Below are 21,895 nucleotides of genomic sequence, written 5' to 3'. Positions count from 1 at the left end.
GCTACTGGGCCGGGCGCAGGCTGTCGATATAGCCCTGCAACGAATAGCCGAGTTGCGGCTCCAGCGCCGCGGCACGCGTCCGCAGGGCTTCCTGGTCGAGTTCGAGGGCCAGGTTCGCCGGCACCAGCATCACCACGTTGCCCTCGGCCACCGGACACTCCCAGTAATGATGGTGATAGCGCCCGCGCAGCAGCGGCGCGCCCAGCGGCTTGCCATCGGTGCCGCTCCACTGGTTGATCACCAGCCAGCCATCCTCGGCGAGGCGCTCCTGGCAGGCACCGAGGAAATTCCAGGCCAGGTGCGCGGCCGACGGGCCGGTATCGGTATAGAGGTCGAGGAAGATCAGGTCGGCCTCCGCGCATTCGCCCAGGCTCTCCAGTGCGTCGCCGATGCGCAATCGCAGGCGCGGGTCGTCGCGCAGCCCCAGATGCTCGCGGGCCAGGCGCGGAATCGCCGGGCGCAGCTCGATGGCCTCGGCCTCCTCCAGCGGCAGGTGGCGCAGGCAGGCCTGGGTCAGGCTGCCGGCGCCGAAACCGAGGAACAACGCGCGACGCGGTTGCGAATGGCAGAGCCCGCCGAGCAGCATGGCGCGGGTGTAGTCGTATTCCAGCCAGGCTGGATCGGGCATGAACACGCAGCTCTGCTCGACACCGTCGCCGAACTCGAGGAAGCGATAGTCGCCGGACTCGATGACCCGGATGACCCCGTATTCGTCGCGCTCCTCGACCAGCAGACGTTCTTCGCTCACCACTCACCTCCCCCCGCCGCTTCGCCGGCTATCGCCAGGCGCTCCGGCAAAAGCACCGCAGCATAGCAAAGCCGGCCCGACGATGGATTTCCGCTATTGCAACGATCGCTGGCGGCGCTGCGGCGAGCTGCTCTACCATGCCGCAATCCGCTTTCCCGAGCATTGCCAAGAGTCGTAGATGAGCCAGTCCTGGAGCCCCGAGAGCTGGAGGGCCAAGCCGATCCAGCAACAACCCGAGTACCCCGATGCCGCGCACCTGGCCAGGGTCGAGCAGACCCTCGCCGGATACCCGCCGCTGGTCTTCGCCGGCGAGGCTCGCGAGCTGCGCCGGCAGTTCGCCGAAGTCACCGCCGGACGCGCCTTCTTGCTCCAGGGCGGGGATTGCGCGGAAAGCTTCGCCGAATTTTCCGCGGCGAAGATCCGCGATACCTTCAAGGTACTGTTGCAGATGGCGGTGGTAATGACCTTCGCCGCCGGCTGCCCGGTAGTGAAGGTCGGGCGCATGGCCGGCCAGTTCGCCAAGCCGCGCTCCTCCGGCGACGAAACGCAGAACGGCGTGACCCTGCCCGCCTATCGCGGCGACATCGTCAACGGCATCGGCTTCGACGAGAAGAGCCGCGTGCCGGACCCGGAGCGCCTGTTGCAGGCCTACCACCAGTCCACCGCCAGCCTCAACCTGTTGCGCGCCTTCGCCCAGGGCGGCTTCGCCGACCTGCACCAGGTGCACCGCTGGAACCTCGATTTCATCGCCAACTCGGCGCTGGCCGAGCGCTACCAGCAACTCGCCGACCGCATCGACGAGACCCTCGCCTTCATGCGCGCCTGCGGCCTGGACAGTGCGCCGCAGCTCCGCGAAACCAGCTTCTTCACCGCCCACGAAGCGCTCCTGCTGAACTACGAGGAAGCCCTGACCCGCCGCGACAGCCTGACCGGCGAGTGCTACGACTGCTCGGCGCACATGCTCTGGATCGGCGACCGCACCCGCCAGATCGACGGCGCTCATGTCGAGATGCTGCGCGGCGTGGGCAATCCGATCGGGGTCAAGGTCGGGCCGAGCATGGACAGCGAGGAGCTGATCCGCCTGATCGATATTCTCAACCCGGACAACGATCCGGGCCGCCTCAACCTGATCGTGCGGATGGGTGCCGACAAGGTCGGCGACCACCTGCCGCGCCTGATCCAGGCCATCCAGCGCGAGGGCCGCCAGGTGCTGTGGAGTTCCGATCCTATGCACGGCAATACCATCAAGGCCTCCAGCGGCTACAAGACCCGCGACTTCGCCCGCGTGCTCGCCGAAGTCCGCCAGTTCTTCGAGGTGCACCAGGCCGAAGGCAGCTACGCCGGCGGCATCCACATCGAGATGACCGGGCAGAACGTCACCGAGTGCATCGGCGGTTCGCGACCGATCACCGAAGACGGCCTCAGCGACCGCTACCACACCCACTGCGACCCGCGGCTGAACGCCGACCAGTCGCTGGAGCTGGCCTTCCTGATCGCCGAAACCCTGAAGCAGGTGCGCCGCTGAGCGCGCCGCGGCCGCTCCCGCCGCCCGGCGGGAGCGCTCGCTAGAGCAGCACCCCGCGCAAGCGTACCGCCAACTCCCCGCGCCCCTCGATCGCCACCGTCGCCAGGCCCAGCCAGGCGGCCATGCTGCGCAGTTGCTCGGCCAGCTCGTGCAGGGCGGCATCGTCCATGCCGTTCGCCTCGGCATGCAACGCATGCACCGCCAGGCGCTCGCGCGCCCGCTCGGCGCGGAGGTCGACGCGGCCGACCAGACGGCCGTTGTACAGGAATGGCAGCACGTAGTAGCCGTACACGCGTTTTTCCTTCGGCGTGTAGATCTCCAGGCGATAGCGGAAATCGAACAGGCGCTCGGCCCGCGCCCGCTCCCAGACCAACGAGTCGAAGGGCGAGAGCAAGGCACTGGCGCCTAGCCGCCGCGGCACCTGCGGTTCGCCGGGGCAGTAGGCCGGCTGGCTCCAGCCCTCGACCCGGACCGGCAGCAGCTCGCCAGCCTCCACCAGTTCGGCGAGGCGCGCGCGGCTCTGCGCCGGGCTCAGCCGATAGTAGTCGCGCAGGTCCTTTTCGGTGGCCACGCCCAGGGCGCTCGCCGCCATCCGCAACAGCTCGCGCTGGGCCTGTGCCTCCGAAAGCTCGGGGCGCGCCAGCAATTCCGCGGGAAACACCCGCTCCGGCAGGTCATAGAGCCGCTCGAAGCCGCGCCGTCCGGCCACCGTCAGCTCGCCGGCGGCGAACAGCCATTCCAGCGCATGCTTTTCCGCGCTCCAGTCCCACCAGGGACCGGCCCGCTCCTGCCGCGTGCTCAGGCTGCCGGCACCTAGCGCACCTTGCTCGCGCACCGCCTGCAACACCTGGCGGATCAGTGGCTGCTGTTCCCGGCCGAAACGTGCCAGTTGCTGGTAGATGCCCTGGCCGTCGGCGGCCTGGCGCATCCGCCAGCGCATCAACGGGTAGTGTTCCAGCGGCAGCAGCGAGGCCTCGTGCCCCCAGTATTCGAACAACTGGCGGTGACGGCCGACACTCCAGGCCGCCTCGTCGAGCAGCGTCATGGAGTAGGGACCGAGACGGGAAAACAGCGGCAGGTAGTGCGAGCGCACCAGCGCATTCACCGAATCGATCTGCAACAGGCCAAGGCGCGCGAGCATTTCGCGCAGATGCCGCCGCTGCACGCTGCGGCGCGTCCGCCGGCCGTCGAAGCCCTGCGCGGCCAGGGCCAGGCGGCGGGCTTCGGCGAGGGAAAGCGAAAGACTCATGGAGCGCCCCAGTCGATGAAGGAGACTGCGAGTCTATCGCGCCTCCGCCGCCGTGCCAGCCTGGCGCGCCGCTGCGGTTCGCTCAATGCCGACGCAGCGGGTCGTCCCAGAAATGCCGCTCGCCCTCCTGGAAGATATCCGCCCGACTCAGGCCGAGGTCCTTCAGCGCTTCGTCGCTCATCCTCAGCAGTTCCCGGCGCTCGCGGGCCAACTGCAACCAGCGCCGCCAGCGACGCCACAACGACGGCGCAGCGGTCGAGGCGGGATGGGATGCAGCGTGGAAGCGACTGCCGAAATAATCCTGTTGACCTTTCATCGTCTTGCCCTCCGTTCGGGATAGGCACAGTGTCCCGCCAGGCATAGGATCAATCCAACGAATCATTCTTATGCAATGCATCTTGGAGATTGATGAATGAGCTACCAGCCCGGCATTGATACGGAATTGCTCCGCACCTTCGTCGCCATCGCCGAGCACGGTGGTTTCACCCGCGCCGCGGAGGCGGTGAATCGCACCCAGTCGGCGGTCAGCATGCAGATGAAGCGGCTCGAGGAGGACGTCCTGCAGCGCTCGCTGTTCGAGCGCGACGGAAGGCAGACCCGCCTCACCGCCGAAGGCCAGGTGCTGCTCGGCTATGCCCGGCGGATCCTCAAGCTGCACGGCGAGGTGTTCAACACCCTGCGCCGCCCGCACATGGTCGGTTCGGTGCGCATCGGCACCCCGGACGACTACGTGATGCGCTTCCTCCCGGCGATCCTGTCGCGCTTCGCCGAAGCCTATCCGCTGGTGCAGGTCGAGGTGCATTGCGACACCTCGCTCAACCTGCTGGCGCGCAACGACCTCGACCTGTCCATCGTCACCCGCGAGCCGGGCACCGAGATCGGCCAGTTGCTGCGCCAGGAGCCCTTCGTCTGGATGGCCGCCGAGGGCTTCTGCCCCCACGACCAGCGGCCGATCCCGCTGGCCATGTTCAACACCACCTGCTTTTGCCGGGCCTGGGCCTGCAACGCCCTGGAGGCGGCGGAACTGGACTACCGCATCGCCTACAGCAGCCCCAGCCTGTCGGCGCTGTTCGCGGTGGTCAGCGCCGGCCTCGCCGTGACCGTGCAACTGCGCAGCCTGCTCACCGGCAACCTGCGCATCCTCGACGAGAGCGAGGGCCTGCCCGCCCTGCCCTCGGCCAGCATCATGCTGATGCGCAACCCGCACAGCCAGTCACCGGTCACCGAGAAGCTCGCCGAATACATCGGCGAGGGCTTCCGTCTCTGACTCAACCGCGCACCAGCAGGAGCACCGCGCACAATGCGAGGAAGGCGCAGAAGGCCATGCGCAGGCTGCGCTCGGGCAAGGCGTGGGCCAGCCTCACGCCCCAGGAAATGCTCAGCAGGCCGCCCAGCGCCAGGGGGATCCCCATCCGCCAGTCGACATGGCCGTGCATGGCGTAGGTCCCCAGCGCCACCGCCGTGCTCGGCGCGGCCAGGGCCAGCGCGAGGCCCTGGGCGACGACCTGGGCGAGGCCGAACACCGAAGTCAGCACCGGTGTCGCCAGCACCCCGCCACCGACCCCGAAAAGCCCGCCGAGCGAGCCCGCGCCAAGGCCCAGCACGCCCATCCAGGGCAAACCGTAGCGCGGCGTCGCGCCGCCCTGCGGCGGGCGCCGGAACAGGCGCCAGAACATGTAGCCGGCCAGCGCCAGGAGGAAGATCACGAACGCTTCGCGCATCCGCGCCGCATCGATCCGCGCGGCCACGCTGGACGCCAGGAACGCGCAAAGCAGGCCGGTCAGGGCAAGGACTCCGGCCTGGCGCGGATCGATGCGGTTGCGCTGGTGGTAGCGCCACAACGCCAGCACCACGTTCGGTACCACCATCACCAGCGCGGTACCCTGCGCCAGTTGCTGGTCGAGACCGAAGATCACCCCCAGCGCCGGGATCGCCAGCAAGCCGCCGCCTATCCCGAACAGACCGCCCAGGCAACCGAGCACCATCCCCAGCAGGAAATCGAGAAATACATCCAGCATGTCAGCCCCTCTTTCGACGCCTCCATGCTAGGCAAGCGTGGCTGGATGGGAAACGCACAAGAAAGCACAATGGCTATGCCAATTACGCAAAGGCATGAGCATGTTGCCCGATACCCTCAGCGAACAGTTCGTTCTCTACCTCGATGTCCTCGATGGCGGCAGCTTCTCCGCCGCTGCGCGCAAGCACCCGCTCACCCCGTCCGCCGTGGCGCGCCGGATGGACGCCCTGGAACGCGCCGTCGGCAGCACTCTGCTGGTGCGCACCACCCATGCGGTGCGCGCTACTCCGGCCGGCCTGGCCTTCGCCGACCGCGCCCGGCGGATCGTCACCGAACTGCGCCTGGCCCGTGCCGAAGCGGTGTCCCTGAGCACCGCGCCGCAGGGCCTGATCCGTATCGATGCCCCGGTGCCCTTCGGCCGCCGCCACCTGGCCCCGGCGGTCGCCGACTTCCTCAAGGCCAACCCCGGCCTCGACGTGCAATTGCGCCTGATCGGCAGCTTCATCGACCTGCAGGGCGAACATCTCGGCGAGGTCGACCTGGTGTTGCGCGCCGGCCCGCTACCCGACAGCCGCCTGGTGGCCACCTCGCTGGCGCCGATGGTGCGGGTGGTCTGCGCCAGCCCGGAATACCTGCGCGAACACGGCGTTCCCGCATCCCCAGGCGAACTGCCGGAGCATGCCGGCATCGATTGGGACAACCTGTCGCCACCCTATGCCTGGCGCTTCCAGCACGACGGCAAGCTCCAGCACCTGCGGCCGAAACGGGCGCGGCTGGCCACCAATAACGCCGAAGCGATGGTCGACGCGGCGCTGGCCGGCCTCGGCATCGCCCACCTGCCGACCTGGTTGTGCAGCGAGTACCTGCTGCGCGGCGAACTGCAGGCGCTGTTCTGCGACGACGGCTTGCCCGCCGCCGAGCCCACCTGCATCTATGCCCTGCGCCTGGAACGCGAAGCCAGTTCGCGAACCCGTCTGCTGCTGGCTTTCCTCCGCGAGCGCTTCGGCTTTCCGCCGCCCTGGGACCAGGCCCTGCAGCAGCGTCTCGGCGAGCGCTGAGGACACCACCCGGCGGGAAACCTGGAAAGCCAATAGCCACTACGCTAAATTCATGCACAGTGCCCTACTTACTTGGAAGACAGCCATGTCCCGACTGCCCACCACCCCTTGCGAGCAGCTCAAGCTGGACAACCAGCTGTGCTTCGCCCTGTATTCCACCTCGCTGCAGATGACCAAGGTCTACAAGCCCCTGCTGCAAGCGCTCGGCCTCACCTATCCGCAGTACATCGCCATGCTGGTGCTGTGGGAACGCGACGGCCTGACCGTGGGCGAAATCAGCGCACGCATGCTTACCGACCCGGGATCGCTCACGCCTCTGCTCAAGCGCCTGGAGGGCGAAGGTCTGATTACCCGCACTCGCAGCAGCGAAGACGAGCGGGTAGTCCTGCTGCGCCTGACCGACAAGGGCCGCGCCCTGCAGCGACAGGCCGAGAGCATTCCCGCCTGCATCCTGGAGAGTACCGGCCTCGACTTGCCACAACTGGTCGCCCTAAAGGATGAGCTGCTGGCCCTGCGCGGCAACCTGCAAGCACCGGATTGAGGGGCTTATACCTACCTGTCTGGTTTTTATCGCCAAATCTTCCAACGATCTATCTTGCGCACAAAATAACATGACGATAAATTTCACTTCACGCACTTACTTAGCGCGCAAGAACTTAACGTACAAATCAGACAGGTGACCCTCATGCAAACCATCAAGGCTCTCTACACCGCAACCGCAACCGCCACCGGAGGCCGTGACGGCCGTGCGGTATCCTCGGACGGCGTGCTCGACGTGAAACTCAGCACTCCGCGCGAACTGGGCGGCCAGGGCGGCGCGGCCACCAACCCGGAACAACTGTTCGCCGCCGGCTACTCCGCCTGCTTCATCGGAGCCCTGAAGTTCGTTGCCGGCCAGCGCAAGCAGACCCTTCCCGCCGACGCCTCGATAACCGGCAAGGTCGGCATCGGCCAGATTCCCGGCGGCTTCGGCCTGGAGGTCGAACTGCACATCAGCCTGCCGGGCCTGGAGCGCGAAGCCGCCGAAGCGCTGGTAGCCGCCGCCCACCAGGTCTGCCCCTACTCCAACGCTACCCGCGGCAATATCGACGTACGCCTGAACGTGTCGGTCTGAAGCTTCCGACTCTCCGCGCCGCGGCGGCGGACAGCGGAAACGAAAAAGCCCGGCGAATGCCGGGCTTTTTCTCGTCGCACGAAAGGATCAGGCCTTGACGCGGGACTTGTACTCGCCGGTGCGGGTATCGATCTCGATCGAGTCGCCGATTTCGCAGAACGCGGAAACCTGCAGCTCGGCGCCGTTGTTCAGGCGCGCGGTCTTCATCACCTTGCCCGAGGTGTCGCCGCGGACGGCCGGCTCGGTGTAGGCGATCTGGCGAACGATGGTGGTCGGCAGCTCTACCGAGATCACCTTGTCGTTGTAGAACACGGCTTCGCAGATGTCGGTCATGCCGTCTTCGATGAAGGTCAGCACGCCTTCCAGATCGTCTTTCTCGATCTCGTACTGGTTGAACTCGCTGTCCATGAAGACGTACAGCGGGTCGGCGAAGTAGGAGTAGGTCACTTCCTTGCGATCGAGGATGATCGGCTCCAGCTTGTCGTCGGCCTTGAACACGGTCTCGGTACCGGCGCCGGTCAGCAGGTTCTTCAGCTTCATCTTGACGACGGCAGCGTTACGGCCGGACTTGTTGAACTCGGCCTTCTGGATGACCCAGGGAGCGCCATTGATGTTGGCAACCTGGCCGGCGCGGAACTCTTGAGCGGTTTTCATACGAATATCCGATGGATGAAAGACAAAAAATCAGGCCGCGTATCATAGCCAATCTGCGTAAAATTGCACCAGCCTTGCCGCAAGATCCGGACGCATGCCCTGTTCGTCGGCCCAGCGCTGCGCTTCCCTACGCCACTCGGGCAGTTGCCTCTCCAGCCCCTCCCAGGCCCCGGCAAGTCCACCGCCAACGTTCCACGCCAGCCAGAAGGTGCGCAGGTTTTCCGCCAGGTCGGCGGGCAGGCCGGCGCAATAGAGTTCGAGGAATGCCTCGAGCTTCGCCAGGTGCGCCTCCTCTTCCTGTCTATAGATGTGCCAGAGCAGCGGCCGTCCCGCCCACTGCGCGCGAACGAAGGAGTCCTCGCCGCGCACCGCGTTCAGGTCGCAGCACCACAACAGGCGATCGTAGTCGTCCTGCGCCATGAACGGCAGCACCTGGACCCGCAACGCGTCGCGCACGTGGACGTCCCCGACGGCCAGCGTAGCCACCCGCAGCCAATCGGCGACATCCGCCAGCACCCGCCCCTCCGGCACCAGCAGCAGGCTCGGCTGGCGGGCGTCGCGCAGTTGTTCCAGCCAGCCAGGCAGCGCCGGGTTTTCGTAGGCAAACAGCGAAATCAGTCGCTCGCCAACCTTCCGTCGCACGCCGAGGGAGGCGAGAAACTCATCCTGCGCCGAGGCAGAGGCCTGGAAACGGCGCCGACGTTCCAGCAGGCCGGCCTCGCGCAACAGGCCGCCACTGGGCTCGCGGAACCCGGGAAAGAAGAAGTACTTGGAAAGCCCGCACGCCTGCAGCGACGGCAATGCGTGGCAACTGCCGATCCATTCCTCGGCACTCAGGTACTCCAGGTTCAGCCACAGGGACGGCCGCTCGCGCTCGCGCATGGCCTGCCGGTGCGCCTCCGGCAGTTCGCAGGCGAAGGCCTCGATCACCACGTCGGCGGCCGCCACCGGTGCCCACGGCCGGCCCCAGGCACGCACTTCGACCCCATCCAGGCTCTGCACGTGCGCCGCCGGGTCCGCCCGCGGACAGATCCGGGCGAAGGCCTGCGGCTCGTCCACCCACAGGCGCACCGCCTGACCGTGCTCGGCGGCCAGTTGGCGAGCCAGGCGCCAGGTGACGCCGATGTCGCCATAGTTGTCGACCACGCTACAGAAAATGTCCCAGCTCGCCATCCGCCTCTCCTCATTCGTGCCCGGCAGTCTACCAAGGCACCCCGCGGACTTTCCTCCGACGACCTAAGCCGATGAAAAAGTTAAAAAAATATTTGCCAAGCGGGAAATGTTCGAGTAAATTGCGCGCCTCGACAGACACGGCGCTGTCGAGAACCTGGTGAGGTGTCCGAGTGGTTGAAGGAGCACGCCTGGAAAGTGTGTATACGGGAAACCGTATCGAGGGTTCGAATCCCTCCCTCACCGCCAGATCGCAAGAAGGCCCGGCTAATCAAGTTAGCCGGGCCTTTTTCATTTCCGCACCAATACTTACGGCATTTCCGGCAACATGCTGGCAACTTAGTTGTTACTTGCCACTCCCCGCCAAGTCGATAAGCGCCAGCCACTCCGGCGGAACATTCTCGACAACCCGGCAGCCCTCATCCCCCGCCTCTTGCAGCAACTCTACCCAAGGTCCGGGAAATTGCTTACTTGCGCCGCACGCTGGATATTTTTTGAACAAACGACACTCCAACTACTGCTAAAGTCGGGGGGACTAAAAAAAAAGTTGCTCGGCTTGCGCTTGGTCAGTTTACTTACTACAAGTAATGGGTAGTATGTAGCCGGCTAATTTCCCCGGCTGGGGAGATTGCTGTTATGGAAATGTCCACCTTAAGGGGAACACGATGAACAACGTTCTGAAATTCTCTGCTCTGGCTCTGGCTGCTGTTCTGGCCACCGGTTGCAGCAGCCACTCCAAAGAAACCGAAGCTCGTCTGACCGCTACCGAAGACGCAGCTGCTCGTGCTCAGGCTCGCGCTGACGAAGCCTATCGCAAGGCTGACGAAGCTCTGGGCGCTGCTCAGAAAGCTCAGCAGACCGCTGACGAGGCTAACGAGCGTGCCCTGCGCATGCTGGAAAAAGCCAGCCGCAAGTAATAGGTCTCACGACCTGTTGAAAACCGGTCCCTCGGGGCCGGTTTTTTTATGCCTGCGTTTCGCCGGGCATGAAAAAACCCGCGTCCCTTGCGGGTACGCGGGCCTCTGCCTCGACGCTCTCCGTCAGGGCGTAAGCTGGGTAGGATCGCTATCCACCGTCGCGGTCATCGCCGGCGCCGATTCCTGGGCGATTTCCACCGGCACGCCATCCTCCGAGGCCACCACTTCGCGGACCACGTCCCAGTTCAACTGGATACGCTTGGCCAGGTCGTCGCGCTTGAGCAGGGTATTGATCACCGCGGTGTGCTTATCCACCACCGACGGGTCGCCATGGTCGTTCAGCGGCGTATGCGCCTCCAGGTAGACCTTGCCGTTGCTCACGCCGAACTTGTAGGGCTCGTTGATGATACGCACGCTGGTGCCGACGCTGATCATCGAGAACAGGTGGGTCACGTCGGCGTTGTACATGCGGAAGCAGCCATGGCTGGTGCGGGTGCCGATGCCGAACTTCTTGTTCGAACCATGGATCAGGTAGCCCGGCACACCCAGGGTCAGCTTGTACGGTCCCAGCGGATTGTCCGGGCCCGGCGGCACCACGGTCGGCAGCGGATCGCCATCGGCGGCGTGCTCGGCGCGGATCGAGGCCGGCGGATACCAGGCCGGGTCCTTGGTCTTGGCGGTGATGCGGGTGTTCGCGATCGGCGAACCCCAGCCCTCGCGGCCGATGCCCAGCGGATAGGTGTGCACCACGTTCTGCCCTTTCGGGTAGTAGTACAGGCGGTACTCGGCCAGGTTGATCACCACGCCTTCGCGCGGGCCAGGCGGCAGCACGAAGCGGGTCGGGATGATCACCTCGGTGCCGACGCCCGGCAGCCAGGGATCGACGCCGGGGTTGGCGGCGACCATTTCGCTGTAGCCCAGGTTGTACTGCTCGCCGAGGTCGGCGAAAGTGTCCTCGTACTTGGCCTTGATCACCTGGACCTGGCCGACAACGTCCTCGCCCGGAGGCGGGAGCTGCAGTTCCAGGGCCGATGCGGAGCCGGCCGAAAGCAGCGCGGCGAAAGACAGTGAGACAACGGGTACGCGCGACAACATTCCGGAGAATCCTTGGCGAGTGCGATGAGGGAGTAGGAAAGACAGTGTAACACCCCGCCAGGTTTCACCGGGAGGGCTCAGACCAACCAGGACAGGCGCTCCCCGCGCTTTTCCGCCTCCAGTTGTTTCCGGCAATCGGGACACAGCAGCCGGTCGCGCAGACGCGCCCGTTCCAGCGGCTGCCAGCGCGGCTGTGCCGGCAGCAGCTTGCCGCAAAGCGTGCGGTCCGCCGGGGTATCCAGCTCCAGCTGACGCGCCACCACATGCACCCGGACCTCGCGACAGGCGAACAGGTCCAGCTGATCGTCGGGCTCGATCAGTTGATAGGCGTAGAGGGTCCAGGCGGGACGCGGCATGGGGGGCTCCTGAGGGGTGCGCAACCTTAGCCGAAAGCGGTTTCCCGGGGAAGTCTCAAAGCAGCGGTTTCAGCGTCGGCCAGACATTTTCCAGGAGCCTCGGCTGGGCGGCGAGCGCCGGATGGATGCCATCCGCCTGCATCATCCCCTGGACCCCGCCGACCCCTTCGAGGAAAAACGGCACCAGGGCGGTCTTTTCCTGCGCCGCGACCGCGCCGTAGACCCTGGAAAAGGCCTCGATGTAGCGCGGGCCGTAGTTCGGCGGCAACTGGATACCCAGCAGCAGCACCTTCGCCCCTTCCGCCCGGGCCTTTTGCGCCATGCTGGCAAGATTCTGTTGCAATTGCGCCGGCGCCATTCCGCGCAGCCCGTCGTTGCCTCCCAGCTCGATCACCACCAGCGCCGGCTTCTCCTCGGCAAGCAGCGCCGGCAGGCGCGCCAGGCCGCCCGCGGAGGTGTCGCCGCTGATCGAGGCGTTCACCACCCGGTAGTCGTAACCTTCGTCGGCGAGGCGCTTCTGCAACAGGGCGACCCAGCCCTGGCTGGTATCCAGTCCCAAAGCGGCGCTGATACTATCGCCCACGACCAACAGCGTCTGCGCCGCGGCCTGCTGGGTCAGCAGGACCAGGGCCAGGCAGCCGCTCAACAGCAATGCACGCATCGGAACCTCCATGAGCGCCAGCATTCTCAACGCGCAGAACCTTAGCAAGGTTGTCGGTAGCGCGGAAGGCAAGTTGACCATCCTCCACGACCTCTCCCTCGACCTCGCCCGCGGCGACAGCCTGGCGATCGTCGGCAGTTCCGGCTCCGGCAAGTCGACCCTGCTCGGCCTGCTCGCCGGGCTCGACCAGCCCAGCGGCGGCGAGGTCCGTCTCGCCGGGCACGCCCTCGGCGACCTCGACGAGGACCAGCGTGCGCGCGTCCGCGCGGCCCATGTAGGCTTCGTGTTCCAGTCGTTCCAGTTGCTCGACAGCCTCGATGCGCTGGAGAACGTGATGCTGCCCCTGGAGCTGGAAGGCCGCGCCGACGCTCGCCAGCGCGCCAGAGAACTGCTCGAGCGAGTCGGCCTCGGCCAACGCCTGGGCCACTATCCGCGCCAGCTCTCCGGCGGCGAGCAGCAGCGGGTCGCCATTGCCCGTGCCTTCGCGGCGGAGCCGGACGTGCTGTTCGCCGACGAACCCACCGGCAACCTCGACAGCGCCACCGGCGAGCGGATCAGCGACCTGCTCTTCGAACTCAACCGCGAACGCGGTACCACCCTGGTCCTGGTTACCCACGACGAGCGTCTGGCGCATCGCTGCCGGCGCCTGATCCGTCTGGAAAGCGGACGCCTGATCGACCGGGTCGAACCCTGATGAAGCCGGTGCCCCTCTCCCGCCTGCTGAGCCTCGCCGGTCGCCAATTGTTCCGCGAGTCGCGCAGCGGCGAGCTGCGCGTGCTGTTCTTCGCCCTGCTGATCGCGGTCGCCTCGAGCACCGCCATCGGCTATTTCAGTGCCCGCCTGAACGGCGCCATGCTCGCCCGCGCCGCCGAGTTCCTCGGCGCCGACCTGGTGCTCAACGGTACCCAGCCGGCAAGCGCCGAACAGATCGAACGCGGCACCCGTCTGGGCCTGCGCCACGCCGACAGCGTCGAGTTTTCCAGCGTGATCGCCACCGACCAGGGCATCCAGCTCAGCAGCATCAAGGCGGTCGGCGACCGCTACCCCCTGCGCGGGCAGCTCAAGAGCGCTGCCGCGCCGTTCGCCGCCGAGCAGGCCGGCGGTCGTCCGCAGGCGGGCGAGGTATGGGTCGAATCGCGCCTGCTGGTCAGCCTCGACCTGAAGGTCGGCGACAGCATCGAGATCGGCCGCAAGCCGCTGCGCATCGCGCGCATCCTCACCTACGAGCCGGACCGCGCCGGCGACTTCTACAGCCTGACGCCCCGCGCCATGATGAGCCTGGCCGACCTCGATGCCACCGGGGTGGTCCAGCCGGGCAGCCGGGTGCGCTACCGCGATCTGTGGGAAGGCCCGCCGGAAGCCCTCCAGGCCTATCGCCAGCAGGTCAAGGGCAGCCTCGCCGCCAACCAGCGCCTGCAGGATGCCCGCGACGGCAACCGCCAGGTGGGCGATGCCCTCGGCCGTGCCGAGCGCTACCTGAACCTGGCCAGCCTGGCCGCGGTGCTGCTCGCCGGCGTCGCCGTGGCGCTGTCCGCCGCCCGTTTCGCCGCACGGCGCTACGACGCCAGCGCGCTGCTGCGCTGCCTCGGTCTGTCGCGCAGCGAAACCCTGCTCCTCTACGCGCTGCAACTATTGCTGCTGGGCCTGCTCGCCAGCGCCATCGGCGCCCTGCTCGGCTGGTTGGCGCAGCTCGGCCTGTTCCGCCTGCTCGCCACGCTGCTGCCGCCGGACGTACCAGCCGGCGGCCTGTTCCCCGCCTTCGCCGGGATCGCCACCGGCCTGGTAGCACTGGCCGGCTTCGCCCTGCCGCCGCTGGCAGCCCTGGGCCGGGTACCGCCGTTGCGGGTCCTGCGCAGCGACCTGCTGCCGGTGCCGATGCGCACCTGGATGGCCTACGCCTGCGCCCTGCTCGCCCTGGGCCTGATCATGTGGCGGTTGAGTCTCGACCTGAAGCTGACCCTCGCCCTGCTCGGCGGCGGCCTGGTCGCCACGCTGGTGCTCGGCGCCCTCCTGCTGCTCGGCCTGAACGGCCTGCGCCGGGCACTGGCGCGTGCCAGCCTGCCATGGCGGCTGGGACTCGGCCAGTTGTTGCGGCACCCGCTGGCCGCCGCCGGACAGAGCCTGGCCTTCGGCCTGATCCTGCTGGCCATGGCCCTGATCGCCCTGCTTCGCGGCGAACTGCTGGATACCTGGCAGGCCCAGTTGCCGCCGGACGCCCCCAACCATTTCGCCCTGAACATCCTGCCGACGGAAAAGGACGCCTTCGAACGTCGCGTGCAAAAGCTCTCCCCCGGCGCCGAGCCGCTGTTCCCCATGGTTCCCGGGCGCCTGGTAGCGGTGAACGGCAAGCCGGTCCAGGCGCTCGACGAAGACGTGCGCAGCGAGCGTGCCCTGCAGCGCGACCTCGGCCTGACCTGGTCAGAGCGACTGCCCTCCGGCAACCAGCTCACCGCCGGACGCTGGTGGAGCGCGCCGCAGCCGGGGGCCCTGCCGGGCGTGTCGGTGGAAGAGAAGCTGGCCGCCAACCTGCGTATCCAGGTCGGCGACCGGCTCACCTTCAGCGTCGCCGGGCAGAATCGCGAGGTCCAGGTCCAGAGCCTGCGCAAGGTGAAGTGGGACAATTTCCAGCCGAACTTCTTCATGGTCTTCCAGCCCGGCACCCTGACCGACCTGCCGGTGACCTACCTGACCAGCTTCTACCTGCCGGCCAGCCAGGAACGCGACCTGATCGAACTGGCCCGAGCCTTCCCCACCGTCACCCTGCTGCCGGTAGACGCCCTGCTGAGCCAGCTGCGGAGCATCCTCGACCAGGTCACCCTGGCCGTGGAGTACGTGCTGGTGTTCGTTCTCGCGGCGGGCTTCGTGGTGCTCTTCGCCGGTCTCCAGGCGACCCTCGACGAGCGCGTGCGCCAGGGTGCCCTGCTGCGCGCGCTGGGTGCCGAGCGCGAGTTGCTGCAACGTACCCGGCGGGTCGAGTTCGCCCTGCTCGGCGCAGTCAGCGGCCTGCTCGCGGCGCTCGGCTGCGAGGCGGTCAGCCTGCTGCTCTACCGACTGGTCTTCGACCTGCCGTGGCAAGCGCACCCCTGGTTGCTCGCGCTGCCTCTGGTAGGCGCCGTGCTGGTAGGCGGCGCCGGCCTGCTGGGTACCCGTCGCGCCCTCAACAGCAGCCCGCTGCGGGTCCTGCGCGAGGGCTGATCGGATACACTGGCAGGCTTTCATCCGTTCATTTGTGGAACCACCCGAACCATGAGTCGCTATCGTCCACCGCGCACCGCCGGCACCCCGCTGATCACTCCGGAGGGCGCCGCGCGGTTACGCGCAGAGCTGCATGAACTCTGGCACGTGCGCCGACCCCAGGTGACCCAGGCGGTCAGCGAAGCCGCCGCCCTCGGCGATCGCTCGGAAAACGCCGAATACATCTACGGCAAGAAGATGCTGCGCGAGATCGACAGCCGCGTGCGCTTCCTGCGCAAGCGCCTGGAGAACCTGAAAGTGGTCGGCGAGCGGCCGGCGGATCCGAACCGGGTGTACTTCGGCGCCTGGGTGACCCTGGAAGACGAAGACGGCGAGCAGGCCCGCTATCGCATCGTCGGCCCCGACGAACTGGACCTGCGCAACAACCAGATCAGCATCGACTCGCCGCTCGCCCGCGCACTGGTCGGCAAGGAGCTGGACGCCGAGGTGCTGGTGCGCACCCCGGCCGGGGAAAAGCTCTGGTTCGTCGTCGAGATCGAGTATCCGCCGGCGCCCTGAGAGGCCACGCGCTCAGCGCAGGATGCGGCGGGTGATCAGGCCCTGGCGGGCGACCCGGATCAGTTGCCGGACCACCAGGTCCAGGTCTTCCGCCTCGGGGGCCTGGACCACGGCGAAGTCGAACGCGTCGCTGGGGAAGCGCGCCAGGTCCTTGCCGTCCTGGGCGAACTGGATAAGGAAGGTACGCGAACCGTTCCAGCGCTTCGGCCAGCCTTCGAGGTAACGGACGAGGGTCGGCTGGTGCGGGCCGCTGAGGAGAATCCTCGGGTTCCGCCGGACCAGGCCGGTGGTGATGGGTGCCAGGCGCAATTGCGTGCTGGGACAGGTCATGACGTCATGTCTCCGCCTCTTCGGTCCCGCTGGACAGCGGTGAGAGGCAACACCGAGCCAGCGCTTTAGCGGTATTTCGGCTGCTGCCGGGCGCCCCGCAAGTTGCTGTTTAAATCGGCGCACGCGCATCCTAGAAAAGCCGCATGGAGACTGTCAAGAAACACGCGGAGGCGCCCATGCCCGATCGCTTTCTTCGCCTGTTCTTCGCCCTGCCCTGCCCACCTCCCCTCGCCGAGCGGATCGGCCGGTGGCGCGATGACCGGCCACTGCCCGGACGCCAGGTGGCGACGGCGAACCTGCACCTGACCCTGGCCTTCCTCGGGCAGGTCCCGTCCGCTCGGCTCGAGGCCCTGCTGGACATGGCCGCGGCCATCGAGGCCGCGCCCTTCGACCTGTATCTCGACCGCCTGCTGCGCTGGAGAAACGGCATCCTGCTGCTGGCCCCCAGCCAACCGCCCGGCGCCCTCCTGCGCCTGCGCCGCGCCCTGCGCTCCGGCCTTGCCGAACTGGAGCTGCCCGTGGAAACCCGCTCATTCAGCGCCCATCTGACCCTGGCTCGCGATGCCGCGCCGCTGGAGGACGCCCCGCCACCCCCAACCTTCGTATGGCAGGTCGACCATTTCAGCCTGTTTTGCTCGCAAAACGACGCCGCGGGCGTGCGCTACCGCACACTCGGTCGCTGGGCGTTGTGCGGGGAAGATTCAAACGAGCGTTTCGCGCCGTAACAACCCGCCTCTTCCGCTCTGCCACGCAGGTTATGACCGGCCGCCAGGAAGCCGCGGATTTCCTGGCCTGGAGGAAAAAAGCCGAAGCTGGCACGGTTCCTGCGCAAGGGACAGCGAAGCGGTTCTCCCGGAAGGATTCGGGCGATGGCTGGCAGGACGCGCCCCTCGGCCCCATCAACCTGAGATGAGAACAACATGAAGAAGAAGTCTCTGCTCCCCCTCGGCCTGGCCATCGGCCTCGCCTCTCTCGCTGCCAGCCCTCTGATCCAGGCCAGCACCTACACCCAGACCAAATACCCCATCGTGCTGGCCCACGGCATGCTCGGCTTCGACAACATCCTCGGGGTCGACTACTGGTTCGGCATTCCCAGCGCCTTGCGCCGTGACGGTGCCCAGGTCTACGTCACCGAAGTCAGCCAGTTGGACACCTCGGAAGTCCGCGGCGAGCAGTTGCTGCAACAGGTGGAGGAAATCGTCGCCCTCAGCGGCCAGCCCAAGGTCAACCTGATCGGCCACAGCCACGGCGGGCCGACCATCCGCTACGTCGCCGCCGTACGTCCCGACCTGATCGCTTCCGCCACCAGCGTCGGCGCCCCGCACAAGGGTTCGGACACCGCCGACTTCCTGCGCCAGATCCCACCGGGTTCGGCCGGCGAGGCAATCCTCTCCGGGCTGGTCAACAGCCTCGGCGCGCTGATCAGCTTCCTTTCCAGCGGCAGCACCGGTACGCAGAATTCACTGGGCTCGCTGGAGTCGCTGAACAGCGAGGGGGCCGCGCGCTTCAACGCCAAGTACCCGCATGGCGTCCCCACCTCGGCCTGCGGCGAGGGCGCCTACAAGGTCAACGGCGTGAGCTATTACTCCTGGAGCGGTTCCTCGCCGCTGACCAACTTCCTCGATCCGAGCGACGCCTTCCTCGGCGCCTCGTCGCTGACCTTCAAGAACGGCACCGCCAACGACGGCCTGGTCGGCACCTGCAGTTCGCACCTGGGCATGGTGATCCGCGACAACTACCGGATGAACCACCTGGACGAGGTGAACCAGGTCTTCGGCCTCACCAGCCTGTTCGAGACCAGCCCGGTCAGCGTCTACCGCCAGCACGCCAACCGCCTGAAGAACGCCAGCCTGTAGGACCCCGGCCGGGGCCTCGGCCCCGGCCCTTTCCCGGAAGCCCCCTCGCGTGAAGAAAATCCTCCTGCTGATTCCACTGGCGTTCGCCGCCAGCCTGGCCTGGTTCGTCTGGCTGGAACCTTCCCCCGCCCCCGAGACGGCGCCCCGGCCAGCCCGCAGGCGGGCGCAGACCGCGCCCCGCCAGCAGCCTCCGCGGGAGAAGCGGTGCCGGCCCCCCAGGTCATGCCGGCCAAGGTCGCGCCGCTGCCAACCTCCTTCAGGGGCACCAGCGTCGATGGCAGTTTCAGTGTCGACGCCAGCGGCAACCTGCTGATCACCCGCGACATCCGCAACCTGTTCGACTACTTCCTCAGCGCCGTCGGCGAAGAGCCCCTGCAGCAAAGCCTGGACCGCCTGCGCGCCTACATCGCCGCCGAACTCCAGGAGCCGGCGCGCGGCCAGGCGTTGGCGCTGATGCAGCAATACATCGACTACAAGAAGGAACTGGTGCTGCTCGAACGCGACCTGCCGCGCCTGGCCGACCTCGACGCCCTGCGCCAGCGGGAAGCCGCGGTGAAAGCCCTGCGCGCGCGGATCTTCAGCAACGAAGCGCACGTGGCGTTCTTCGCCGACGAGGAAACCTACAACCAGTTCACCCTGGAGCGCCTGGCGATCCGCCAGGATGGCAAGCTCAGCACCGAGGAAAAGGCCGCCGCCATCGACCGCCTGCGCGCCAGCCTGCCGGAAGACCAGCAGGAAAGCGTGCTGCCGCAACTGCAAAGCGAACTGCAGCAGCAGACCGCCGCCCTCCAGGCCGCTGGCGCCGGCCCGGAAGCCATCCGCCAGATGCGTCAGCAACTGGTGGGCGCCGAAGCCACCACCCGCCTGGAGCAACTCGATCGGCAACGCTCGGCCTGGAAGGGCCGGCTGGACGACTATTTCGCCGAGAAGAGCCGGATCGAAGGCAATGCCGGGCTGAGCGAAGCCGACCGCCGCGCGGCGGTCGAACGCCTGGCCGAGGAGCGCTTCAGCGAACAGGAACGCTTGCGCCTGGGCGCGCTGGAACAGATGCGCCAGGCCGAGCAGCGCTGACCGGCACGGAAACGCCGAGAACGCGGCGAAGGGCGCTTCGGCGGATAACGCTACCCTCAGGGGTGCAGCCCTGGCGTGGCCGGCGAGGCGGAAACCTGTGCTGCGCGCCGCAACGAAAAAGGGCGGCCACCCGAAGGTGTCCGCCCTTTTTCGTCGCCAGCCCGGTTCAGCGGGACAGCTTGCCGTCCAGCGAGAACTTGCCGGCGCCATCGATCAGCAGCGCCACGCTGATCATCAGCAGGGTCAGGGCATATTCATAGCCGTTGTCGGTGATGAAGAAGCCATTGCCGATGTGCACGCTGAAGATCGCCACGATCATGGTGAAGCCCACCACCACCGACGCCGGACGCACCAGCAGGCCGATCACCAGCGCCAGGCCGCCGAAGAACTCGGCGCTGCCGGCCAGGGTCGCCAGCAGGTAGCCAGGGGTCAGGCCGATGGATTCGAACCACTGCGCCATGCCGTTCAGGCCGGCGCCGCCGAACATGCCGAAGAGCTTTTGCGAACCGTGGGACATCAGGGTAAGACCGGTGACGATACGCAGGATGGCCAGGCCGGCACCGGCGTTGGTCGACAGGATGGTCTTGATCAGTGGATTCATGGTGCGTCCTCAGGTGTGGGATAAGATGGGCACACTATAGGCAAGATAATTCGATATTAAAACCGTAAAAAACGCGTTATCAATATCGAATTTATAGATTATTTTTGAGCCGTCGCCGTCTTCGCACGCACCCCGGGCTCCAGGCGAACCCGTTCGCGCTCATATGCAAGGTAGTACTTGTTGACGCTGCTGACATAACTCACCACACCCATGCCTATCTCTTCCGCAGCCACCCGCTCGACCTGGAAGAACCAGCGATTCGGATCGAGCCCCGGCGACGCGCCTGGGTGCGCAGGTTCTGTACCCGCTCCGGGCCCATGTTGTAGGCCGCCAGGGTGAACGCCAGGCGCTCGCGTTCGTCGAGGTGCTTGCTGGAGAAGAATTGCTTGCGGATCTTGGTCAGGTAGCGACTGGCGGCCAGCACGTTGCTGTCCTTGTCGTGCACGTTGCCGACCCCGACGCTGCGCGCCGCCGCCGGGGTGATCTGCATCAGCCCGCTGGCGCCGCCGGAACCGCGCGCCTTCGGGTTCAGATGCGACTCCTTGTAGGCCACCGCCGCCAGCGCCAGCCAGTCCATGCTGCTCTGCCGCGCGTAGCGCTGCAGCAGTGGACGGACCGCTTCCAGGCGCTTGCGGTCCGCCGCGCCGAGGGGGTTGCGGACCTTGTAGGCGCGCCGGTAGACGCGCTGGAAAGCCACGTCCTGGTCGGCCGGCGCGCGGTAGTCGGCGAGGAAGCGGTCGATGGTCGCGCGCAGGGTGCTGGCATCGCGGCGCACGTACCAGGCCATGTCGGCGCGATTGTCCAGCACCAGGTGGCGGTCGACGCGCAGCTTCGGCAGCACCTTGGCCCAGCGTTCGGCGATGGGCTGCTCGACCACGGTGAAGCCGAGGATGCCTGCCTGGACCATTTCCATCACATCCTCGACGGCCAGGGAAGCGTCCAGCTTTTCGATCCGGATCGGTGCCATGCGGCGTTGCGCCAGGCGCTGGTTGACCAGTTCGATGGCGCTCTCGGCGGCGCTGCCGGCCGGCAGCGGGATGGTCCGCCCGGACAACTGCTCCAGGCGCGTGTAGCGCCGGTTGCCCTTGCGCGCCACCAGCACCAGCGGCACATCGGCGCGCACCGGCGCGCTCGGGCTGACCTGCAGGCCGTCGTGCGCCGGCAGCAGTTCGCCGGGGGCGACCAGGTCGCCTTCGCCACGCTGCAGGGCGGCAAGCAACTGGTCCTTGGGCTTGGGTATGAGCTTGAGGGTGAGGTTCCGCGCGGACGGCGAACGGCTGTTGAGGTATTGCTCGAAGGCGCGCAGGCGACGGTACTCGACGCCGATCGGCTCGCCCTTCACCTCGCCCGAGCTGTTGCGGCTCTGGTTGACCAGCACCTTGAGCACGCCAGCGCGGCGGATGCTCGCCAGGTCGCGGGTCTCCGGCTGTTCCCTGTGCCAGTTGTCCGGCTGGCCGGTGATGCGCGCAGCCGCCGGCAAGGGTGCGAGCACCAGCAGGCAAAGCGAAAGCAGCAACAGACGCGTCATCCAGGTCTCCAGAGGCCAGGCTCGATGTCCCTCTCCGGGGGACCGGATCAATCAGAGCATGGCAGTCTTGGCAAGTTCCTCTCCGACAGCGGCTGCAAACGGAGGCATTGGGTAGATAATCCGGGCGCCGAAGAACCCGATCTGCGATTATAACGGATTGTTCTACAAGCGGTTTGCCACCCATCTCCCGGC

22 protein-coding genes, 1 tRNA gene and 2 pseudogenes are annotated in these 21,895 nt (G+C 66.9%); 13 read left to right on the top strand and 12 right to left on the bottom strand.

The window, feature by feature from the left end:
* Nucleotide 1: 1 nt before the first annotated feature.
* Entirely contained in the window at nt 2-751 is a 750-nt protein-coding gene (locus AT700_RS10670; protein ID WP_003119872.1) for a spermidine synthase, read from the bottom strand.
* 175 nt (nt 752-926) lie between these two features.
* Between AT700_RS10670 and AT700_RS10665 the strand changes: the two genes are divergently transcribed.
* Nucleotides 927-2,273 carry a class II 3-deoxy-7-phosphoheptulonate synthase gene (locus AT700_RS10665; RefSeq protein WP_017002095.1) on the top strand — a complete coding sequence of 449 codons (1,347 nt, stop codon included), beginning with the start codon at nt 927-929 and terminating at the stop codon, nt 2,271-2,273.
* A gap of 40 nt (nt 2,274-2,313) precedes the next feature.
* Here AT700_RS10665 and AT700_RS10660 read toward each other — a convergent pair whose 3' ends face one another.
* A complete protein-coding gene (locus AT700_RS10660; RefSeq protein ID WP_003110986.1) occupies nt 2,314-3,522 on the bottom strand; it encodes a winged helix-turn-helix domain-containing protein in 1,209 nt (402 codons plus the stop codon).
* A gap of 82 nt (nt 3,523-3,604) precedes the next feature.
* On the bottom strand, nt 3,605-3,838 hold the full coding sequence (locus AT700_RS10655) for a DUF1127 domain-containing protein (protein WP_023120410.1): 234 nt from the start codon (nt 3,836-3,838) through the stop codon (nt 3,605-3,607).
* A 96-nt stretch (nt 3,839-3,934) separates the two neighbouring features.
* Here AT700_RS10655 and AT700_RS10650 point away from each other — a divergent pair, with 96 nt between their 5' ends.
* Nucleotides 3,935-4,789: a LysR substrate-binding domain-containing protein gene (locus tag AT700_RS10650; protein WP_003090936.1), complete on the top strand. Its 855-nt coding sequence runs from the start codon at nt 3,935-3,937 to the stop codon at nt 4,787-4,789.
* Between the two features lies 1 nt (nt 4,790).
* Here AT700_RS10650 and AT700_RS10645 read toward each other — a convergent pair whose 3' ends face one another.
* The gene (locus AT700_RS10645; RefSeq protein ID WP_003114755.1) at nt 4,791-5,540 is read right to left on the bottom strand and encodes a sulfite exporter TauE/SafE family protein; all 750 of its coding nucleotides are present in this window, start codon (nt 5,538-5,540) and stop codon (nt 4,791-4,793) included.
* A 100-nt stretch (nt 5,541-5,640) separates the two neighbouring features.
* On the opposite strand from AT700_RS10645, the gene AT700_RS10640 reads away from it, so the two are divergent.
* From AT700_RS10640 to ohrR (AT700_RS10630), 3 genes are all read left to right on the top strand, one after another.
* Nucleotides 5,641-6,597, top strand: coding sequence for a LysR family transcriptional regulator (locus tag AT700_RS10640; RefSeq protein WP_003104167.1), 957 nt, complete (start codon nt 5,641-5,643; stop codon nt 6,595-6,597).
* 85 nt (nt 6,598-6,682) lie between these two features.
* Nucleotides 6,683-7,138, top strand: a complete 456-nt coding sequence (gene ohrR / locus AT700_RS10635) for a hydroperoxide stress response transcriptional regulator OhrR (protein ID WP_003090940.1) — start codon at nt 6,683-6,685, stop codon at nt 7,136-7,138.
* Between the two features lie 144 nt (nt 7,139-7,282).
* Nucleotides 7,283-7,711, top strand: coding sequence for an organic hydroperoxide resistance protein OhrR (ohrR, locus tag AT700_RS10630; RefSeq protein ID WP_004350710.1), 429 nt, complete (start codon nt 7,283-7,285; stop codon nt 7,709-7,711).
* 87 nt (nt 7,712-7,798) lie between these two features.
* On the opposite strand, the gene efp is transcribed toward ohrR (AT700_RS10630), so the two are convergent.
* Nucleotides 7,799-8,365 (bottom strand): elongation factor P, encoded by a 567-nt coding sequence (gene efp / locus AT700_RS10625; RefSeq protein WP_003090942.1) that lies wholly within the window; start codon nt 8,363-8,365, stop codon nt 7,799-7,801.
* 42 nt (nt 8,366-8,407) lie between these two features.
* Nucleotides 8,408-9,538 carry an elongation factor P maturation arginine rhamnosyltransferase EarP gene (earP, locus tag AT700_RS10620; protein ID WP_023115251.1) on the bottom strand — a complete coding sequence of 377 codons (1,131 nt, stop codon included), beginning with the start codon at nt 9,536-9,538 and terminating at the stop codon, nt 8,408-8,410.
* Nucleotides 9,539-9,694: 156 nt separating this feature from the next.
* Here earP and AT700_RS10615 point away from each other — a divergent pair.
* A tRNA-Ser gene (locus AT700_RS10615) sits at nt 9,695-9,784 on the top strand.
* A 416-nt stretch (nt 9,785-10,200) separates the two neighbouring features.
* A complete protein-coding gene (gene oprI, locus AT700_RS10610; RefSeq protein ID WP_003090944.1) occupies nt 10,201-10,452 on the top strand; it encodes an outer membrane lipoprotei OprI in 252 nt (83 codons plus the stop codon).
* 123 nt (nt 10,453-10,575) lie between these two features.
* On the opposite strand, the gene AT700_RS10605 is transcribed toward oprI, so the two are convergent.
* From AT700_RS10605 to tesA, 3 genes are all read right to left on the bottom strand, one after another.
* Nucleotides 10,576-11,547 (bottom strand): L,D-transpeptidase family protein, encoded by a 972-nt coding sequence (locus tag AT700_RS10605; protein ID WP_003090946.1) that lies wholly within the window; start codon nt 11,545-11,547, stop codon nt 10,576-10,578.
* Nucleotides 11,548-11,624: 77 nt separating this feature from the next.
* Complete coding sequence (locus AT700_RS10600) at nt 11,625-11,903, bottom strand: hypothetical protein (RefSeq protein WP_003090947.1); 279 nt, start codon at nt 11,901-11,903, stop codon at nt 11,625-11,627.
* Between the two features lie 55 nt (nt 11,904-11,958).
* Nucleotides 11,959-12,564, bottom strand: coding sequence for an esterase TesA (gene tesA, locus AT700_RS10595; protein WP_003114753.1), 606 nt, complete (start codon nt 12,562-12,564; stop codon nt 11,959-11,961).
* 10 nt (nt 12,565-12,574) lie between these two features.
* On the opposite strand from tesA, the gene AT700_RS10590 reads away from it, so the two are divergent.
* The 3 genes from AT700_RS10590 to greB are packed head-to-tail and all read left to right on the top strand — an operon-like array spanning nt 12,575 to nt 16,317.
* The gene (locus tag AT700_RS10590; protein WP_003090949.1) at nt 12,575-13,258 is read left to right on the top strand and encodes an ABC transporter ATP-binding protein; all 684 of its coding nucleotides are present in this window, start codon (nt 12,575-12,577) and stop codon (nt 13,256-13,258) included.
* Between the two features lie 8 nt (nt 13,259-13,266).
* On the top strand, nt 13,267-15,759 hold the full coding sequence (locus AT700_RS10585) for an ABC transporter permease (RefSeq protein ID WP_003122524.1): 2,493 nt from the start codon (nt 13,267-13,269) through the stop codon (nt 15,757-15,759).
* Nucleotides 15,760-15,810: 51 nt separating this feature from the next.
* The gene (greB, locus tag AT700_RS10580) at nt 15,811-16,317 is read left to right on the top strand and encodes a transcription elongation factor GreB (RefSeq protein WP_003090951.1); all 507 of its coding nucleotides are present in this window, start codon (nt 15,811-15,813) and stop codon (nt 16,315-16,317) included.
* A 12-nt stretch (nt 16,318-16,329) separates the two neighbouring features.
* Here greB and AT700_RS10575 read toward each other — a convergent pair whose 3' ends face one another.
* Nucleotides 16,330-16,647 (bottom strand): hypothetical protein, encoded by a 318-nt coding sequence (locus AT700_RS10575; protein ID WP_003104187.1) that lies wholly within the window; start codon nt 16,645-16,647, stop codon nt 16,330-16,332.
* Nucleotides 16,648-16,823: 176 nt separating this feature from the next.
* Here AT700_RS10575 and thpR point away from each other — a divergent pair, with 176 nt between their 5' ends.
* From thpR to AT700_RS10560, 3 genes and pseudogenes are all read left to right on the top strand, one after another.
* Complete coding sequence (thpR, locus tag AT700_RS10570) at nt 16,824-17,372, top strand: RNA 2',3'-cyclic phosphodiesterase (protein ID WP_003119863.1); 549 nt, start codon at nt 16,824-16,826, stop codon at nt 17,370-17,372.
* Nucleotides 17,373-17,567: 195 nt separating this feature from the next.
* Complete coding sequence (gene lipA, locus AT700_RS10565; protein ID WP_048521053.1) at nt 17,568-18,503, top strand: triacylglycerol lipase; 936 nt, start codon at nt 17,568-17,570, stop codon at nt 18,501-18,503.
* Nucleotides 18,504-18,552: 49 nt separating this feature from the next.
* Nucleotides 18,553-19,574 (top strand): annotated as a pseudogene (locus AT700_RS10560) (lipase secretion chaperone).
* Nucleotides 19,575-19,740: 166 nt separating this feature from the next.
* Here AT700_RS10560 and AT700_RS10555 read toward each other — a convergent pair.
* Entirely contained in the window at nt 19,741-20,175 is a 435-nt protein-coding gene (locus AT700_RS10555) for a DoxX family protein (protein ID WP_003090958.1), read from the bottom strand.
* A gap of 98 nt (nt 20,176-20,273) precedes the next feature.
* Nucleotides 20,274-21,703: pseudogene (locus AT700_RS10550) on the bottom strand (transglycosylase SLT domain-containing protein).
* Nucleotides 21,704-21,895: the final 192 nt, after the last annotated feature.

It is taken from the genome of Pseudomonas aeruginosa (assembly GCF_001457615.1).
In the GTDB taxonomy this organism is placed as follows: Bacteria; Pseudomonadota; Gammaproteobacteria; order Pseudomonadales; family Pseudomonadaceae; genus Pseudomonas; species Pseudomonas aeruginosa.
Note: the sequence above shows the minus strand (reverse complement) of the source record. Positions and strands in the feature narration are given on the sequence as shown.

Coding starts and splice junctions, on each gene's coding strand:
- AT700_RS10665 (WP_017002095.1), top strand. CDS start 927: ATGAGCCAGTCCTGGAGCCCCGAGAGCTGGAGGGCCAAGCCGATCCAG.
- AT700_RS10655 (WP_023120410.1), bottom strand. CDS start 3,838: ATGAAAGGTCAACAGGATTATTTCGGCAGTCGCTTCCACGCTGCATCC.
- AT700_RS10660 (WP_003110986.1), bottom strand. CDS start 3,522: ATGAGTCTTTCGCTTTCCCTCGCCGAAGCCCGCCGCCTGGCCCTGGCC.
- greB (WP_003090951.1), top strand. CDS start 15,811: ATGAGTCGCTATCGTCCACCGCGCACCGCCGGCACCCCGCTGATCACT.
- AT700_RS10645 (WP_003114755.1), bottom strand. CDS start 5,540: ATGCTGGATGTATTTCTCGATTTCCTGCTGGGGATGGTGCTCGGTTGC.
- thpR (WP_003119863.1), top strand. CDS start 16,824: ATGCCCGATCGCTTTCTTCGCCTGTTCTTCGCCCTGCCCTGCCCACCT.
- oprI (WP_003090944.1), top strand. CDS start 10,201: ATGAACAACGTTCTGAAATTCTCTGCTCTGGCTCTGGCTGCTGTTCTG.
- tesA (WP_003114753.1), bottom strand. CDS start 12,564: ATGCGTGCATTGCTGTTGAGCGGCTGCCTGGCCCTGGTCCTGCTGACC.
- AT700_RS10650 (WP_003090936.1), top strand. CDS start 3,935: ATGAGCTACCAGCCCGGCATTGATACGGAATTGCTCCGCACCTTCGTC.
- AT700_RS10640 (WP_003104167.1), top strand. CDS start 5,641: ATGTTGCCCGATACCCTCAGCGAACAGTTCGTTCTCTACCTCGATGTC.
- AT700_RS10575 (WP_003104187.1), bottom strand. CDS start 16,647: ATGACCTGTCCCAGCACGCAATTGCGCCTGGCACCCATCACCACCGGC.
- ohrR (WP_003090940.1), top strand. CDS start 6,683: ATGTCCCGACTGCCCACCACCCCTTGCGAGCAGCTCAAGCTGGACAAC.
- AT700_RS10555 (WP_003090958.1), bottom strand. CDS start 20,175: ATGAATCCACTGATCAAGACCATCCTGTCGACCAACGCCGGTGCCGGC.
- AT700_RS10605 (WP_003090946.1), bottom strand. CDS start 11,547: ATGTTGTCGCGCGTACCCGTTGTCTCACTGTCTTTCGCCGCGCTGCTT.
- ohrR (WP_004350710.1), top strand. CDS start 7,283: ATGCAAACCATCAAGGCTCTCTACACCGCAACCGCAACCGCCACCGGA.
- AT700_RS10600 (WP_003090947.1), bottom strand. CDS start 11,903: ATGCCGCGTCCCGCCTGGACCCTCTACGCCTATCAACTGATCGAGCCC.
- lipA (WP_048521053.1), top strand. CDS start 17,568: ATGAAGAAGAAGTCTCTGCTCCCCCTCGGCCTGGCCATCGGCCTCGCC.
- earP (WP_023115251.1), bottom strand. CDS start 9,538: ATGGCGAGCTGGGACATTTTCTGTAGCGTGGTCGACAACTATGGCGAC.
- efp (WP_003090942.1), bottom strand. CDS start 8,365: ATGAAAACCGCTCAAGAGTTCCGCGCCGGCCAGGTTGCCAACATCAAT.
- AT700_RS10590 (WP_003090949.1), top strand. CDS start 12,575: ATGAGCGCCAGCATTCTCAACGCGCAGAACCTTAGCAAGGTTGTCGGT.